The 15,525-nt window shown below is 74.3% G+C and carries 14 protein-coding genes and 3 tRNA genes; 12 read left to right on the top strand and 5 right to left on the bottom strand.

The window, feature by feature from the left end; translation table 11 throughout:
* Positions 1-36: 36 nt before the first annotated feature.
* On the bottom strand, positions 37-1,872 hold the full coding sequence (locus tag H9X71_RS03785; RefSeq protein ID WP_191148400.1) for a glycoside hydrolase family 15 protein: 1,836 nt from the start codon (positions 1,870-1,872) through the stop codon (positions 37-39).
* A 366-nt stretch (positions 1,873-2,238) separates the two neighbouring features.
* Between H9X71_RS03785 and H9X71_RS03790 the strand changes: the two genes are divergently transcribed.
* Positions 2,239-3,402 carry an acyltransferase family protein gene (locus tag H9X71_RS03790; protein WP_191148401.1) on the top strand — a complete coding sequence of 388 codons (1,164 nt, stop codon included), beginning with the start codon at positions 2,239-2,241 and terminating at the stop codon, positions 3,400-3,402.
* A gap of 46 nt (positions 3,403-3,448) precedes the next feature.
* On the top strand, positions 3,449-3,982 hold the full coding sequence (locus H9X71_RS03795; RefSeq protein WP_191148402.1) for an O-acetyl-ADP-ribose deacetylase: 534 nt from the start codon (positions 3,449-3,451) through the stop codon (positions 3,980-3,982).
* Positions 3,983-4,078: 96 nt separating this feature from the next.
* Here H9X71_RS03795 and H9X71_RS03800 read toward each other — a convergent pair.
* The 3 genes from H9X71_RS03800 to H9X71_RS03810 form a co-directional block, all read right to left on the bottom strand.
* A tRNA-Phe gene (locus H9X71_RS03800) sits at positions 4,079-4,154 on the bottom strand.
* A 69-nt stretch (positions 4,155-4,223) separates the two neighbouring features.
* Positions 4,224-4,300 (bottom strand) — tRNA-Asp (locus tag H9X71_RS03805).
* A gap of 19 nt (positions 4,301-4,319) precedes the next feature.
* A tRNA-Glu gene (locus H9X71_RS03810) sits at positions 4,320-4,395 on the bottom strand.
* 450 nt (positions 4,396-4,845) lie between these two features.
* On the opposite strand from H9X71_RS03810, the gene H9X71_RS03815 reads away from it, so the two are divergent.
* The gene (locus tag H9X71_RS03815) at positions 4,846-6,141 is read left to right on the top strand and encodes a peptidoglycan DD-metalloendopeptidase family protein (protein ID WP_191148403.1); all 1,296 of its coding nucleotides are present in this window, start codon (positions 4,846-4,848) and stop codon (positions 6,139-6,141) included.
* A gap of 13 nt (positions 6,142-6,154) precedes the next feature.
* A complete protein-coding gene (locus tag H9X71_RS03820; protein WP_191148404.1) occupies positions 6,155-7,555 on the top strand; it encodes a C40 family peptidase in 1,401 nt (466 codons plus the stop codon).
* An 85-nt stretch (positions 7,556-7,640) separates the two neighbouring features.
* On the opposite strand, the gene H9X71_RS03825 is transcribed toward H9X71_RS03820, so the two are convergent.
* On the bottom strand, positions 7,641-8,168 hold the full coding sequence (locus tag H9X71_RS03825) for an inorganic diphosphatase (protein ID WP_191148405.1): 528 nt from the start codon (positions 8,166-8,168) through the stop codon (positions 7,641-7,643).
* A gap of 54 nt (positions 8,169-8,222) precedes the next feature.
* On the opposite strand from H9X71_RS03825, the gene tilS reads away from it, so the two are divergent.
* The 8 genes from tilS to H9X71_RS03865 all read left to right on the top strand — a co-directional run bounded on the left by tilS (position 8,223) and on the right by H9X71_RS03865 (position 15,486).
* The gene (tilS, locus tag H9X71_RS03830) at positions 8,223-9,248 is read left to right on the top strand and encodes a tRNA lysidine(34) synthetase TilS (protein ID WP_191148406.1); all 1,026 of its coding nucleotides are present in this window, start codon (positions 8,223-8,225) and stop codon (positions 9,246-9,248) included.
* A gap of 1 nt (position 9,249) precedes the next feature.
* Positions 9,250-9,801: a hypoxanthine phosphoribosyltransferase gene (hpt, locus tag H9X71_RS03835; protein WP_191148407.1), complete on the top strand. Its 552-nt coding sequence runs from the start codon at positions 9,250-9,252 to the stop codon at positions 9,799-9,801.
* Between the two features lie 157 nt (positions 9,802-9,958).
* The gene (ftsH, locus tag H9X71_RS03840) at positions 9,959-11,959 is read left to right on the top strand and encodes an ATP-dependent zinc metalloprotease FtsH (protein WP_191148408.1); all 2,001 of its coding nucleotides are present in this window, start codon (positions 9,959-9,961) and stop codon (positions 11,957-11,959) included.
* A 4-nt stretch (positions 11,960-11,963) separates the two neighbouring features.
* Positions 11,964-12,548, top strand: a complete 585-nt coding sequence (folE, locus tag H9X71_RS03845; RefSeq protein WP_191148409.1) for a GTP cyclohydrolase I — start codon at positions 11,964-11,966, stop codon at positions 12,546-12,548.
* A gap of 32 nt (positions 12,549-12,580) precedes the next feature.
* On the top strand, positions 12,581-13,402 hold the full coding sequence (gene folP / locus H9X71_RS03850; RefSeq protein ID WP_191149069.1) for a dihydropteroate synthase: 822 nt from the start codon (positions 12,581-12,583) through the stop codon (positions 13,400-13,402).
* A gap of 4 nt (positions 13,403-13,406) precedes the next feature.
* A complete protein-coding gene (locus tag H9X71_RS03855) occupies positions 13,407-14,117 on the top strand; it encodes a DUF3592 domain-containing protein (protein WP_191148410.1) in 711 nt (236 codons plus the stop codon).
* Positions 14,111-15,007, top strand: a complete 897-nt coding sequence (gene folK, locus H9X71_RS03860) for a 2-amino-4-hydroxy-6-hydroxymethyldihydropteridine diphosphokinase (RefSeq protein WP_191148411.1) — start codon at positions 14,111-14,113, stop codon at positions 15,005-15,007. Before H9X71_RS03855 ends, folK begins: the two co-directional genes overlap by 7 nt.
* On the top strand, positions 15,004-15,486 hold the full coding sequence (locus tag H9X71_RS03865) for a DUF3180 domain-containing protein (RefSeq protein WP_191148412.1): 483 nt from the start codon (positions 15,004-15,006) through the stop codon (positions 15,484-15,486). Before folK ends, H9X71_RS03865 begins: the two co-directional genes overlap by 4 nt.
* Positions 15,487-15,525 lie beyond the last annotated feature (39 nt).

The raw sequence follows: 15,525 nt of genomic DNA on the forward strand, positions 1-15,525 counted from the left end.
GCGGGCGCCGCGCTCGACCGGGCCCTCGACCTCGCCCTACCGCTCGGCGCGCGGCGTCCGCGTCGAGCGCGCCTCCCCGCCCGACAGCTCGTCGATGGTCAGCGCCGCGCTGACGAGCGCGAGGTGGCTAAGCCCCTGCGGCAGGTTGCCGAGGAACGAGTGGTCGTCGGCGTCGATCATCTCCGAGTAGATCCCGACGTCGTTGCCGAGCGCGACGAGCTGGTCCATGAGCTCGCGCGCCTCGTCCATCCGCCCGACGCACGCGTACGCGGCCGCCAGCCAGAACGCGCACGCCGTGAACGTGCCCTCCTCCTCGGGCATGCCCGTGTAGCGGTAGAGGAGCGGCCCGCGGCCGAGCTCGGAGCGGAGCGCGTCGAGCGTCCGCGACATGCGCTCGCCGCGGTCGAAGCCGGAGATCGAGTGCAGGAGGATGCTCGCGTCGAGCCGCTGGCTGCCCGGGTGCATCACGTAGGCGCCGCGGCCCTCGTCCCAGCACTCCTCCTCGACCCAGGCGCGGATCCGGTCGCGCTCGGCGCGCCAGCGGTCCGGCACCCCGGGGATCTGCCCGACCTCGGCCAGCTCGACGGCGCAGTCGAGCGCCTGCCAGCAGCCGAGCTTCGAGGTCGTGTAGTGCTGCTCGTCCTCGAGCTCCCACATGCCGGCGTCGCGCTTCTGCCACATGTCGCAGGCGCGGTCGGCGAAGCCCGCGAGGAGGCGGCCGGTGTCGGCGTCGAGCACGTTGCCGTCGCGGACGTACGTGCGCACCACGTCGAAGAGGTCGCCGAAGACGCCGAGCTGCAGCTGGGCCTGCGCGTCGTTGCCGTCGACGACGGGGCCGACGCCGCGCCAGCCCGGAACCTCCGGGTTCGAGCTGCCCTCGGGCACGGCGCCCTCGAGCGAGTAGAAGACGTGCAGGTCCGGGCCGTTGTCGCGGATCGTGCGGAGCATCCACGACACCGCCGCGTGCGTCTCCTCGCGGAGGCCGAACTTCACGAGCGCGTTCACCGTGTACGCGAGGTCGCGCACCCAGGCGAAGCGGTAGTCCCAGTTCTTGCCGCCGCCCATGCGCTCGGGCAGCGAGGTGGTGGCGGCCGCGGCGATGGAGCCGGTGGGCGCGTGCACGAGCAGCTTGAGCGCGAGCGCGCTGCGCTGCACGGCCTCGGCCCACTCGCCCTCGTAGCGGAACTCGGCGCTCCAGCCCTCCCAGTTGCGGATGGTGCGGTCGATGCCCTCGTCCACGATCTCCGGGTTCGGGATCCGCACGGGCTCGCGCTCCGTGCCCACCAGGGTGATGACGTGCCGCGACCCCTTCGTCGCGGTGAATGCGCCGGACACCGACTGCGTGCCGGGCTCCGCGGGACCGTGGTCGAGCCCGACGACCGCGAGCGTGACGCCGTCGACGCGGATCACCGGCCCGTTGTGGGTGGACTGCACCCACGGCGACGACGTGGCGAGCGCGGTGCCGGGCGCCACGAGCCAGCTCATCGCGACCTCGCCCGTGAGCCCCTCGATCCGCCGCCCGAGCTCCGACCACGGCAGCCGCCCCGCGACCCCGGTGATGAGCGCGTCGGTGACCCGGACGCTGCCGGAGGCCGTCGTGAAGGTCGTGGTCAGCACGTTGGTGCCGGGCACGTACGCCCGCGTGACCTCGAAGTCCTCGTCGGGCCGCAGGGTGATCCGTCCGCCGTGCGGCGCGTCGATCAGCGCCGCGAAGGCCGGCGGCGTGTGCAGGTCGGGCATCGGCAGCCAGTCGATGTCGCCGTCCTCGGCGATGAGCGCGACGGTGCGCCCGTCCCCGATGGCGGCGTAGCTGCGGAGCGCGATGTAGCCGTCGATGCGCTCGGGTGCGGGGCGGGAAGCGGGCTGTGCCATGGGACTCCTGTCGACGCCGGCAGGAGGATCACCGACCCCTCCAGTATCCCCGCGCCGCCTCCGCGGGAGCCGCGCGCGGGTCCCGGCGGACAGGACGGGCGACCGGGAGGAGCGACCCGACCCGTGGTCCCGGCAGGAGGGCCAATCCATTCTTCCCCGGGTACCGAATAGGGCTGATGTGCCCGGAGCCAACCCGAACGGTTCCGGTCGCCGCCCGCCGGACAGCGTCGTCCGCGCGGGATCCGGGCCCCGTGCCCCGCTCGGGGGGACGCGCGTCGGCGCCCCCGGCGATACGATCTCCTGACCCGAGCACCGCGCCGCACGCAGGAGCTACCCGACTCCTCGCCGGCGCATCAGAGAAGAGCCATGGCCCTCCCACCCATGAGGTCGCGCGCCCGCGCGCGCACGCACGCCGCCGTCCGCCCCGCCGCGGAACCCGCCGCCCCGGCAGCAGGCCGCCCCCGCTTCGAGTGGATCGACGCGGGCAAGGGCGCCTGCATGGTCCTCGTCGTCCTCCTGCACCTCTCCCTCATGTACGAGAACGAGGTGAACGAGGGCGCCGCCGCGCTGTGGTGGGACGTCAGCTCCGCGTTCGCGCCCCTGCGCATGCCCCTGTTCTTCTTCATCTCCGGCTTCCTCGCGACGCGCGCGGTCCAGCGGCCGCTCGGGATGACCCGCGGCCGGACCCTCGGCATCTACTCCGTCTACGCCCTCTGGACCCTGCTCTTCCTCGCGCGGCTGTTCGTGCCGCAGGCGCGCGGCGGCGGCGCGGCGCCGATGCCGGGCGAGCTCGCGCTCAGCCTCGTGCTGCCGACCTCCTACTGGTACCTGTGGGCGCTGCCCGTGTTCTTCCTCGTCGCCTGGGCCTGCACCCGGCTCCTCGGCGCGCACCGGGCGTGGGCGCTGATCCCGTTCGCGGTGCTCGCCGGCGCCGCCCCGCTCCTGAAGCCCCTCACGGCGGGCCTCCTCACGGAGCCGATGGACGCGGTCAAGCTCAGCTCCATCGCGGCGAACCTCGTGTGGTTCTACGCGGGCGTCGTCGGGCGCGACGCCTGGCTGTCGCTCATGCGCCGGGCGACGCCCTTCACGGCGGTCCTCGCGGTGGTCGCCTACGCGGCCGTCTTCGCCGCGCTCCGCGCCACCGGGAACGGCCTGATCCTGACCTTCGCCATCGCCGCCGTCGCGCTGGTCGCCAGCAACCAGGTGCTCGCCGTCGTCGGCATGGCGAACCCGCTGTCCCGGGCCCTGCGCTGGGTCGGACGGCAGACGCTGCCCGTGTACGTCTTCCACATCTTCCTGGTCTCCGCCCTGAGCGCCGCCCTGAAGCTGACGGGCCTCGTGCCCGTCCTCCAGCAGCACACGCAGGTGTGGGGCGCGATCCTGCCCATCGCGCTGCTGGTGCCCGTCGTGGTCGCGAGCCGGATCATCGGCGCCGCCGTCCTGGGCGGCCCGCTGCGCTGGACGCTCGAGGGCCCGCGCTGGCTCACGGCGAGCCGCACCCCCGTCCCCGCGGACGCGCGGCGCGACTGACCCGCGACGCGCGGACGCGCGAGCGCCGCCGGGCCAGGCTGGGTCCATGACGCGACTCGAGGCCGTCCGCGGCGACATCTCCCGGCAGGACGTCGACGCGATCGTCAACGCCGCGAACTCGTCGCTCCTCGGCGGCGGGGGAGTGGACGGCGCGATCCACCGCGCGGCCGGCCCCGAGCTCCTCGCCGCGTGCCGCCGGCTCCGCGCCGAGCAGCTGCCCGACGGCCTGCCCGCGGGCGACGCCGTCGCGACGCCCGGCTTCCGCCTGCCCGCGCGGCACGTGATCCACACGGTCGGCCCCGTCTGGTCGGCCTCCCACGACCGCACGCCCGTGCTCCGCAGCGCCTACCGCCGGTGCGTCGAGGTGGCGGCGGGCATCGGGATCCGCAGCATGGCGTTCCCCGCGGTCTCGGCCGGCGTCTACGGATGGCCGGTGGACGATGCGGCGCGGGTCGCGGTGGCCGCCGTGCGCGAGGCGCTCGCCGACGGCGCGGGCGACGGGATCGAGCTGGTGCGCTTCGTCCTGTACTCGGACCCGGTGCTCGCGGAGTTCGAGGCGGCGCTCGCCGCGGGCGCCTGACGCGGCACCCGGACGACGACGCGGGCGAGGGCACCGGCGACGGCCCGGCCCGGGAAGCAGGAAGCCGGCCCTGCCGTCGAGAACGGGGACCGGCTGTGGTGCCTGGACGCGGCGTCGATCCGCGGACCTTTCGATTTTCAGTCGAACGCTCTACCAACTGAGCTACCCAGGCGAGCGGGCGACTTCGAGAAGACGCCCACATCGGACAGAAGCCCTCTCGTGTGAGAGGGCTTCCCATCCGTGGCGACCCTGACGGGACTTGAACCCGCGACCTCCGCCGTGACAGGGCGGCACGCTAACCAGCTGCGCTACAGGGCCTTGCGTGTCGACTGCTGAATGGTGACCCCAACGGGATTCGAACCCGTGTTAGCGCCGTGAAAGGGCGCCGTCCTAGGCCGCTAAACGATGGGGCCGCTCGCCCTGGTCTCCCAGGCCTCGCAGCAACCGACACGTCAGCATAACCGCACTCCGGGCGAGGACTCAAATCGGCCGCGCGGGCGGATGCGCGAACCCCGCGGTGATGCGGATCGCGCGGCGTGTCGGCCCTCCCGCTCCGCTGCCGCGCGGGCTCCGCACGGGCTCCGCACGGCTGCGGAGCGGCCGACCTGCCGAGCCCCTGCGAGCTCCGCGACACGGGCCGCGCCCTGCCCCGTCGATCCCCGTCCGCCGGGTTAGCCTTCGCTCGACCCTCCTGGGGGACGGGGAACCCGCGCGGATCCCCGCGTCCGCGCGCTGTGCGCCGCGGATCCCCGTTGTTACTGTGAGAGCCGGCGACGGTGCGGCGGATGCGATCCGCCCTCCCCGACGGCCCCGCGGGGAGGCGAAGCCGGCCCGCCGCCGGGCGACACGATGATCGGGAGCACATGAACCACCACCTCGTCCGCAGCGCACGCCGCTCCGGCGCCCCGCGATCAGGACCCCGCACCCGGCGCGGGCTGCAGGCGATCGTGGCGGTGGTCGCGGTGCTCCTCACCGGGTCGATCGCCGCTCCCGCCCACGCCGAGACGTTCGCCTCCTGGGACGACGTCCAGAGGGCGCGCGGCGACGAGCAGGCGCAGCAGGAGCTCGTGAAGCGGATCGACGACGAGATCGCCTCCCTCCAGCAGCGCGTGACCGACGCGCAGGCCCTCGTGGTCCAGCGCGGCGACGAGCACGACAAGGCGCAGCAGGCGGCCGACGACAAGCACGAGGACACCGTCCAGCTCCAGCAGAAGGTGGACGACGCCGACGCGAAGGCCACGAGGTCGCAGGAGCAGGCGGCGGGCCTCGCCAAGCAGCTCATGCGCTCCGGCGGCCAGAACCTCTCCGGGACGCTCCTGCTCAGCGAGGGCGACGGCACCGACGACCTCCTCGACAAGCTCGGCACCATGAGCAAGGTCGCCGAGAAGAGCGACCAGATCTACGCGATCGCGCTCCAGGACCGCAACGCCGCGAAGTCCCTCAGCGACCAGGCGCAGGTCGCCCTCACCGAGCTCGACGCGCTGAAGGCCAAGGCCGAGCAGCTGCTCCAGGACGCGGCGCAGGCGCAGGCCGACCTCGAGCAGGCGCTCGAGGACCAGAACGTGCAGAAGGCCGACGCCGACGCGAAGCTCGCGGTGATGGCGGAGGACCGCGAGGCCACGGAGGACGACTACCAGGCCGGCGTCCGCAAGCGCCAGGCCGACGCCGACGCGCTCGCGGCCAGCCAGGGCGGCGCGGGCGGCGACGTCTCGCCCGGCGCGATCAGCGCCTCCGGCTACACGGCGCCCCTCCCCGGCGCGAACACGAGCGGCTACTTCGGTCCGCGCTTCCACCCCATCCAGCACCGCATGATCTTCCACGCCGGCGAGGACCTCGTCCGCGGCGCCACCTGCGGCGCGACCCAGTATGCGGCCCACTCCGGCACCGTCACGTTCGCGGGCTGGAACGGCGGCTACGGCAACTACGTCCGCATCGACCACGGCGGCGGCGTCTCCTCCGCGTACGGCCACATCATGAACGGCGGCACCCTGGTGCGGAACGGCCAGCAGGTCGTCGCGGGCCAGCCCATCGCCCGCACAGGCACCACCGGCGGCTCCACCGGCTGCCACCTCCACTTCGAGATCCGCATCAACGGGAACGCCGTCGACCCGGTGGCGTTCATGCACGGCCAGGGCGTCTCCATCACGAGCACGCATTGACATGAGGAACGACATGACCCACCTCCGCCCGACCACGGTCGTCATCTCCACGCTCGCCGTGGGCGTGATCGCGGTCTCCAGCGGCGTCGCCGCCCAGACGGCGTTCGCCGCCACCGACTACCCCTCCTGGGCCGACGTGCAGGCCGCGAAGGCGAACCAGGCCGACACGCAGGCCGCCATCGACCGCGTGACGGAGCTCGTCACCGGGCTCCAGGAGTCGGCCGACCAGGCCAACACGGCCGCGATGGTCGCGGGCGAGGGGTACGCCGAGGCGCAGGCCGCGCACGACGCGCAGGCCCAGAAGCTCGCGCGCCTGGAGAAGAAGGCGGAGGAGGCGCAGGCCACCGCCCTCACGAGCCGGATGCGCGCCGGGCTCCTCGCGAGCCACCTCGCGCGCGCCGGCGGCCAGGACATCACCGCGAGCCTGTTCACCTCCGACGGCGAGGACGCGGACGAGCTGCTGCGCTCGCTCGGCACCATGTCCAAGCTCTCCGAGAGCACGCAGACCGTGTACCAGCAGGCCCTCGCGGACCGCAACAGCGCGGCGTCGCTCAGCGACCAGGCGCAGGTCGCCAAGGACGAGCTCGGCCGTCTCGCGGACGAGGCGAAGGAGTCGCTCGCCGCCGCGGAGTCGGCCGCCGCGACGGCCGCGTCCGCCGTGGCCGAGCAGACGCGCAACAGCGAGCAGCTCATCGCGCAGCTGGCGCTCCTCAAGGACTCGACCGCCGAGGTCGAGGCGGCGTACATCCAGAGCATCACGCAGCCGCCCATCCCGGCGGCGCCCACGGGCGGCGGCTCGTCGAACGGCGGCGGCGGCGGTTCCTCGAACGGCGGGGGCTCGTCCTCCGGCGGCGGGTCCTCCAGCGGCGGCGGCGGATCCACGTCGGGCGGCGGATCCAGCGCCCCGGCCCAGCCCGCCCCGTCGCGCCCCCAGCCGGCGCCCGCGCAGCCCGCCCCGGCCCCCGCGCCGCAGCAGCCGCAGCCCTCGCGGCCCGCCCCGGCGCCGGCCCCCGCCCCGGCCCCGGCGCCCGCGCCCTCGGGCAACGCCGCGCAGGTCGCCATCGCGTTCGCCAAGGCCCAGCTCGGCGAGGCGTACGTCTTCGGCGGCGAGGGCAACGGCTGGGACTGCTCCGGGCTCGTGATGATGTCGTACCGCGCGGCCGGCATCAACGTGGGCGGCCACTCGGTCAGCTCGCAGTACAACCAGATGCAGGCGCAGGGCCGGCTCGTCCCGTTCTCGCAGCGGCAGGCGGGCGACATCGTCTTCTGGCGCAACGGCGGCGGCTTCTACCACAACGCCATCTCGCTGGGCGGCGACACCATCATCGCGGCGCCCAAGCCCGGCGACGTCGTGAAGATCCAGGGCCTCTGGGGCGGCAGCGACCTCATGCCCTACGTCGGCCGACCCGGCTGATCCGCCGAACACCCCGGACGCGACGACGCCCGCCTCACCGCATCGGATGCGGGGCGGGCGTCGTGGCGTCAGGGGGTGACGGGGATCAGGCGTCCTCGTCCGGCTCGCCGGCGTGGCCGTCGTGGCCGCCCTCGGCCTGCAGCTTCTCGAAGCCCGCCTGCACGATGCGCTCGGCCTCGGCCGCGTCGCCCCAGCCCTCGGTCTTGACCCACTTGCCGGGCTCGAGGTCCTTGTAGTGCTCGAAGAAGTGCTCGATCTCCTTGCGGGTCTGCTCGGGCACGTCCGTGAGGTCCTGGATGTGGGCCCAGCGCGGGTCCTTCGCGGGGACGCCGATGACCTTGGAGTCGATGCCGGCCTCGTCGCTCATGTTGAACACGCCCACGGGGCGGATGGAGACGCCCACGCCCGGGAAGACCGGGTACTCGAGCAGCACGAGCACGTCGACGGGGTCGCCGTCGAGGCCGAGCGTGTTCTCGAAGTAGCCGTAGTCGGTGGGGTAGACGAACGACGTGAAGAGCACGCGGTCGAGGTACACGCGGCCCGTCTCGTGGTCGACCTCGTACTTGTTGCGGGACCCCTTGGGGATTTCGACGACGACGTCGTAGCTGGCCATGCGCGTGCTCCTCGTGGTTCTGACGTGGGCGGGATGCTGCCATAACGTTAGTGGATGCCCTCCGAGCGCCCCCGTCTCACGCCCGCCGTCGCGGACCTCCGGCGGGCGGTGCGGGAGGCGCTCGCGACGCTCGACGCGTCCTCGTCCGGCCCCGTCCTCGTCGCGCTCTCGGGCGGCGCCGACTCGCTCGCGCTGGCCGCGGCCACGGCCTTCGAGGCGCCGCGGGCGGGCGTCGCGGCGGGCGCCGTCGTCGTCGACCACGGGCTGCAGGACGGATCCGCCGAGGTGGCCGCGCGCGCCGCCGACGCCGCGCGGGCCCTCGGCCTCGACCCCGTCGTCGTCACGCGCGTGCGGGTCGAGCCCGCCGCCCGGGGGCCCGAGGCGGCCGCCCGCGCGGCGCGCTACGCGGCCCTCGAGGACGCGCTCCTCCGGACGGGATCCCGCGCCCTGCTCCTCGCGCACACCCTCGACGACCAGGCCGAGACCGTGCTGCTCGGCCTCGCCCGCGGATCCGGCGCGACCAGCCTCCACGGCATGGCCCGCTCCGCGCCCGCGCAGACGGCCGGCGCCGTCCACCTCCGGCCGCTGCTCGGGATCCGCGCGGCCGTCACGCGCGCCGCCTGCGCCGACCAGGGCCTCGAGCCGTGGCAGGACCCGCACAACGCCGACCCCGCCTACGCCCGCGTCCGCGTGCGCCACGACGTGCTGCCCGTGCTCGAGCGCGAGCTCGGCCCCGGCATCGCGGAGGCCCTCGCCCGCACCGCCGACCAGCTCCGCGAGGACGACGACGCGCTCGAGCACTTCGCCGCCGAGATGGTGGAGGAGATCGCCGACCACGCCGAGGCCGGCATCTCGCTGGAGGTGGCCTCGCTCCGCGCCGCGCCGCCCGCGCTCCGGCACCGCCTGATCCGCCTCGCCGCCCGCGAGGAGTTCGCCGCGCACCTGTCCCGCACGCACGTGCTGGAGGTCGCGCGGCTCGTCACCGACTGGCGCGGGCAGGGACCGGTCGACCTGCCGGGCGTTAGGGTCGTACGGGAGGGCGGACTGCTCGTCCTCCGCGCCCGGACGACGGAAGAGTGACATGAGATCCACCGAGATCGCCCAGGACCTGACCGAGGTCCTCCACACCGAGGAGGAGATCCACGGCCGCATCGCCGAGATGTGCCGCGACATCGAGCGGGACTACGCGGGGGAGGAGCTCCTGCTCGTCGGCGTCCTCAAGGGCGCGGTGATGGTCATGGCCGACCTCGCGCGCGAGCTGGAGCTGCCGATCCACATGGACTGGATGGCCGTGAGCTCCTACGGCTCCGGCACCAAGTCGAGCGGCGTCGTCCGCATCCTCAAGGACCTCGACGCCGACCTCTCGGGTCGCCGCGTGCTCATCGTCGAGGACATCATCGACTCCGGCCTCACGCTCTCCTGGCTGCTGGCGAACCTCCGCTCCCGCGGCGCCGCCAGCGTCGAGGTGTGCGCCCTGCTGCGCAAGCCCGAGGCCGCGAAGATCGCGGTCGACGTCAAGTACGTGGGCTTCGAGATCCCGGACGACTTCGTCATCGGCTACGGCCTCGACTACGCGGAGCGCTACCGGAACCTGCGCGACGTGGCGATCCTCGCGCCGCACGTCTACAGCTGACGCGCCCCGCTCCTCGCACGCCGCTGACGGCCGCCGCACGTTCGGCTGGCGGCGAACACCACGGCGTCGCCCAGACTGCCGCTTGTATCCTCGGAACATCTCGTCGCCGTACGGCGCGGCACGGGCAGAAAGGTGTCGGGCCCGCGCCCCTACGCTCATGAACTTCAAGAAACTCCTCCGCAGCCCGATCCTCATCGTCGTCCTCGCCATCGTCGTGGTGACGGTGGGCTTCAGCCTCATCACGGGATCCGGCTACCGCACCATCACCACGCAGCACGGCCTCGAGCTGATCCAGGACGGCAAGGTCGCCTCCGCCAAGATCATCGACGGCGAGCAGCGGGTCGACCTCACGCTCGCGAGCCCCGACGGCGAGAACGGCACCATGGTGCAGTTCAACTACGTCGCGCAGCGCGGCGGCGAGATCGTCACCGCCATCACCGAGGCGAACCCCGCGAAGGGCTTCGACGACCAGGTGCCGCAGCCGAGCTGGCTCCTGTCGGCGTTCAGCATCCTGCTGCCGCTCCTGCTCATCGGCTTCTTCATCTGGATCATGTTCTCCGGCATGCAGGGCGGCGGGAACCGCGTCATGCAGTTCGGCAAGTCGAAGGCGAAGCTCGCCTCGAAGGACTCCCCGAAGGTCACGTTCGCCGACGTCGCCGGGTCGGACGAGGCCATCGAGGAGCTCGAGGAGATCAAGGACTTCCTCAAGGAGCCCGCGAAGTTCCAGGCCGTCGGCGCCCGCATCCCCAAGGGCGTGCTGCTGTACGGCCCTCCCGGCACCGGCAAGACCCTGCTCGCGCGCGCCGTCGCGGGTGAGGCGGGCGTGCCCTTCTACTCCATCAGCGGATCCGACTTCGTCGAGATGTTCGTGGGCGTCGGCGCGAGCCGCGTGCGCGACCTCTTCGAGCAGGCCAAGCAGAACGCGCCGGCCATCATCTTCGTCGACGAGATCGACGCGGTCGGCCGCCACCGCGGCGCCGGCGTCGGCGGCGGCAACGACGAGCGCGAGCAGACCCTCAACCAGCTCCTGGTGGAGATGGACGGCTTCGACGTCAAGACCAACGTCATCCTCATCGCGGCCACCAACCGGCCCGACGTGCTCGACCCGGCGCTCCTGCGCCCGGGCCGCTTCGACCGCCAGATCGGCGTCGACGCCCCCGACCTGCAGGGCCGCAAGCAGATCCTCGAGGTGCACGGGCGCGGGAAGCCGCTCGCCGCGGGCGTCGACCTCGAGGTCCTCGCGCGGAAGACCCCCGGCTTCACGGGCGCCGACCTCGCGAACGTCCTCAACGAGGCCGCGCTCCTCACGGCGCGCTCGGACGCGCAGCTCATCGACGACCGCGCGCTCGACGAGGCCGTCGACCGCGTCATGGCCGGGCCCCAGCGCCGCAGCCGCATCATGCGCGACCACGAGAAGCTCATCACCGCGTACCACGAGGGCGGCCACGCGCTCGCGGCGGCGGCGATGAACAACACGGATCCCGTCACCAAGGTCACGATCCTGCCGCGCGGCCGCGCCCTCGGCTACACGATGGTGCTGCCGCTGGAGGACAAGTACTCCGTCACGCGCAACGAGCTGCTCGACCAGCTGGCGTACGCCATGGGCGGCCGGGTCGCGGAGGAGATCGTCTTCCACGACCCCACCACGGGCGCCTCGAACGACATCGAGAAGGCCACGTCCACGGCCCGGCGCATGGTCACCGAGTACGGCATGAGCGCCAAGGTCGGATCCGTCAAGCTCGGCTCCAGCTCCGGCGAGCCGTTCCTCGGGCGCGAGCTCGGCGGCGGCCGCGACTACTCGGAGGACATGGCCCTCACGGTCGACGCCGAGGTGCGCGCGCTCCTCGACGGCGCGCACGACGAGGCGTGGCAGGTCATCAACGACAACCGCGACGTGCTCGACCACCTCGCCACCGAGCTCCTCGAGAAGGAGACGCTCGACCACGACCAGCTCGCGGCGATCTTCGCGGACGTCAAGAAGCTGCCGCCGCGCCCCCAGTGGCTCTCGAGCGACAAGCGCCCGCTGTCCGACCTGCCGCCCGTGGCGATGCCGCAGAAGGCGCCCATCGACCAGGGCGTCGTCGACGGCGCGGTCGACTCGGAGCCGCCGGCCGGCAAGCCGAAGCGCTCGCCCTTCCCGCGCCCCGCGACGGCCTGATCCGGTGGGCGTCGATCGGGCGCGCATCGAGGCGGCCGTCACCGAGCTGATCCACGCGATCGGCGAGGACCCGGGCCGGGAGGGCCTCGCGACCACCCCGGCGCGGGTAGCCGAGGCGTACGCGGAGTTCTTCGCGGGTGTCGGCGCGGACCCGCTCCGGCACCTGCGCGAGACCTTCCCGCTGCCGGAGACGGACGCGGCGCCGCAGCCCGTCATCGTCACCGGCATCGCGTTCCGCTCCATCTGCGAGCACCACCTGCTGCCGTTCACCGGTGTCGCCCACCTGGCCTACGTGCCGGGCGAGCGGATCGTCGGCCTCGGCCGCCTGCCGCGCGTGGTCGACGACCTCGCCTCGCGCCCGCAGATGCAGGAGCGGCTGGGCGAGCAGATCGCCGAGGCCCTCGAGGAGGGGCTCGGCGCGCGCGGCGTCGCCGTGATCCTCGACGCGACGCACGGCTGCGTCACCGCGCGCGGCACCCGTCAGGCCGGGAGCACGACCATCACGATCGCGGCGCGCGGCTCCCTCGCCGAGCCGTCGGCCCGCGCCGAGGTGCTCGCGCTGCTGCCCGCCGCCGCCGGTCGGGGCTGACCGTGGCCGCGACGGCGCGCCGGACGCTCGTGATGGGGATCCTCAACGCCACCCCCGACTCGTTCAGCGACGGCGGCCGCCACCTCGTGCTCGACGACGCGCTCGCGCACGCGCGCGGGATGGTCCGCGCGGGCGCCGACATCGTCGACGTGGGCGGCGAGTCCACCCGGCCGGGCGCCGCGCGCGTCGACGCCGACGAGGAGCTGGCGCGCGTGCTGCCGGTCGTCCGCGGCCTCGCGGCCGAGGGGATCCTCGTGAGCGTCGACACCATGCGCGCCGCGACCGCCGAGGCGTGCGTCCAGGCCGGCGCGCGGATCGTCAACGACGTGTCGGGCGGGCTCGCGGACGAGGCGATGGCGCGCGTGGTCGCCGACGCCGGCGTCGACTACGTCGCCATGCACTGGCGCGGCCACAGCGCCACCATGGCCGCCCGCGCGACGTACGCCGACGCGGTCGGCGAGGTGCGCGCCGAGCTGCGGGCGCGCATCGACGCGCTGCGCGAGGCCGGCATCGACCCCGCGCGCCTCGTGCTCGACCCGGGCCTCGGCTTCGCCAAGGACGCGGCGCACGACTGGCAGCTCCTCGGATCCCTCGACGCCGTCACGGACCTCGGCCACCGCGTGCTCGTGGGCGCCTCCCGCAAGCGCTTCCTCGGGCGGCTGCTGCCGGAGGGCGCCCCCGTCGCCGACCGCGACGTGCCGACCGCCGTCGTCAGCGCGCTGTCCGCGCGCGCCGGGGCATGGGCGGTGCGCGTGCACGACGTCGCGTCCACGCGCGCCGCGCTCGCGGTCGAGGAGGCCTGGGCGCGCGGCCGGGCCGAGGCGCAGGCCGCCGCCGCCGGTCTGTCAGAGTAGGAGCATGAGCGCCGTGAGCCAGGACCGTGTCGTCGTCTCCCCGCAGGCGGTGCTCGTGCGCATCGCGATCGCCGCGCTCATCGCGTCCGCGATCCTCGGCGTCGGCCTCACGTTCCCGACCGACCTGGCCGCCGGCGCGGGCGCGCTCGTCGTGGTCGCAAAGGTCGTCGCCGTGGTCGTGGGGCTCCTCGGATCGCTCGGCGCCGCCTACGCGTCCGTCGTGCTGCTGTCGCCCGTGCTGACCACCGCCGGCGCCGTGCTCTGGCCCACCGCCGTCGTGCTGCTCGGCACGGCCCTCGGCCTCGTGGCGGCGCTGCCCTTCTCCTCCGACGCGGTCGAGGGGGATCCCTCGCACGGCGTCCTCGGCGTCGTGGCCGCGTCGCTCGCCGTGCTCGGGATCGCCGCCGCCGTCGCCTGGGCCGTCGTCCAGCGCCGCGTCGCCCGCCTCGCCGCCACCGCCCGGCGCGTCACCGAGACCGGCCGCCGCACCGCCGCGATCGTCACCGCCGTGCAGCGCCTCGACGGATCCGGCGACGCCGTCCGCGCGCGCCTCACCGTGGCGTTCACCGACGCCGACGGCCGCGACCACCATGTGACGCGCACCGTCACCACCGCCGACGCGCTGCTCCCGGCCGTCGGCGGCAAGCTGCCGCTCTGGTACGACCCGGCCGACCCGGGCGACCTCCCCTCCATCGTCGTGGGCCGCTCATGGTGACGCCCCTGCCGGTCGACCGCATCCTCCTCACCGGCCTCCGCGTGCAGGCCCACCACGGCGTCCTCGCCCAGGAGCGCCGCGACGGCCAGCCGTTCGTCATCGACCTGGAGGTCGCGCTCGACCTGGCGCCCGCCGGCGGCAGCGACGAGCTCGGCCGCACCCTCCACTACGGCGAGCTGGCCGAGGAGGTCGCGGCGGCCGCCGAGCGGGATCCCGTCGACCTCATCGAGACCCTCGCCGAGCGCATCGCGGACGTCGTGCTCGCCCACCCCGTCGCCCGGTCGGTGCGCGTGACGGTGCACAAGCCGGACGCGCCCATCGCCGTGCCGTTCGACGACGTCGCCGTCGTGATCGAGCGCCGGTCGACCCTGCCCGCGCCGGGGGAGGCCGTGCGCGCGGTCGTGGCCGTGGGATCCAACCTCGGCGACCGGCGCGCGACCATCGCGAGCGCCGTCGCCCGCATCGACGACGTGCCCGGCCTCCGCGTCGTCCGCTCCTCCGAGCTCGTGGAGTCCGTCGCCGTGACGCCCGCGGGGGAGGACCCGACGAAGCCCGGCTACCTCAACGGCGTCGTGCTCGTCGACGCGCGCGTCGGCCCGCACGCGCTCCTCGACGCGCTGGCCGGCATCGAGCGCGACCTCGGCCGCGTGCGCGCCGAGCGCTGGGGCGACCGCATCATCGACCTCGACGTCGTCGCGTTCGGCGACGCGCGCATCCACGACGACCGCCTCACGCTCCCGCACCCGCGCGCGGCCGAGCGCGCCTTCGTCCTCGGGCCGTGGCTGCAGGCGGATCCCGACGCCGAGCTGCCGGGCCGCGGCCGCGTCGACGCGCTGCTCGCCGCGCTCGAGCGGCACGACCGGTCCGACCGGCCGGAGGCGACGCCGTGACCCGCACGCGCTCCACGACCCTCATCGCCCTCCTCATCGCGGGCGCGGCCGTCGGCTGGTTCCTCGAGAACGCGCTCGTCATGAGCGGCCGGGCGCTCCTCATCCCGCCGCTCACGCTCGGCGCGACCCTGCTCATCGTGGGGATCGTGCTGCTCGCGCTGGCCCGCCCCATCCGCCGGTCGACGCTCGGCCGCACGCCCGGCCGCATCGACCCGTTCCGCGCCACGCGCGTCGTGCTCCTCGCCAAGGCCTCGGCCCTCGCGGGCGCCCTGCTCGCGGGCGTCACCGGGGGAGTGCTGGCCTTCGTGCTGGCCCGTCCCGTGCTGCCCGGCGCGTCCTCCGTCGGCCTGGCGGTGGCCGGTACGGTGGGAGCCGTCGTCCTCCTCGTCGCCGGGCTGGTCGCCGAGCACTGGTGCACGGTCCCGCCCGACGACCCGGACGACCCGCGCCCCGGCGACCCGGCGCGCGAGCTCTCGTAGGATCCCGCGGCGCCACCGCTCGCGGGATCGGCAGCACCC

The organism is Clavibacter zhangzhiyongii (assembly GCF_014775655.1).
Taxonomy (GTDB): domain Bacteria; phylum Actinomycetota; class Actinomycetes; order Actinomycetales; family Microbacteriaceae; genus Clavibacter; species Clavibacter zhangzhiyongii.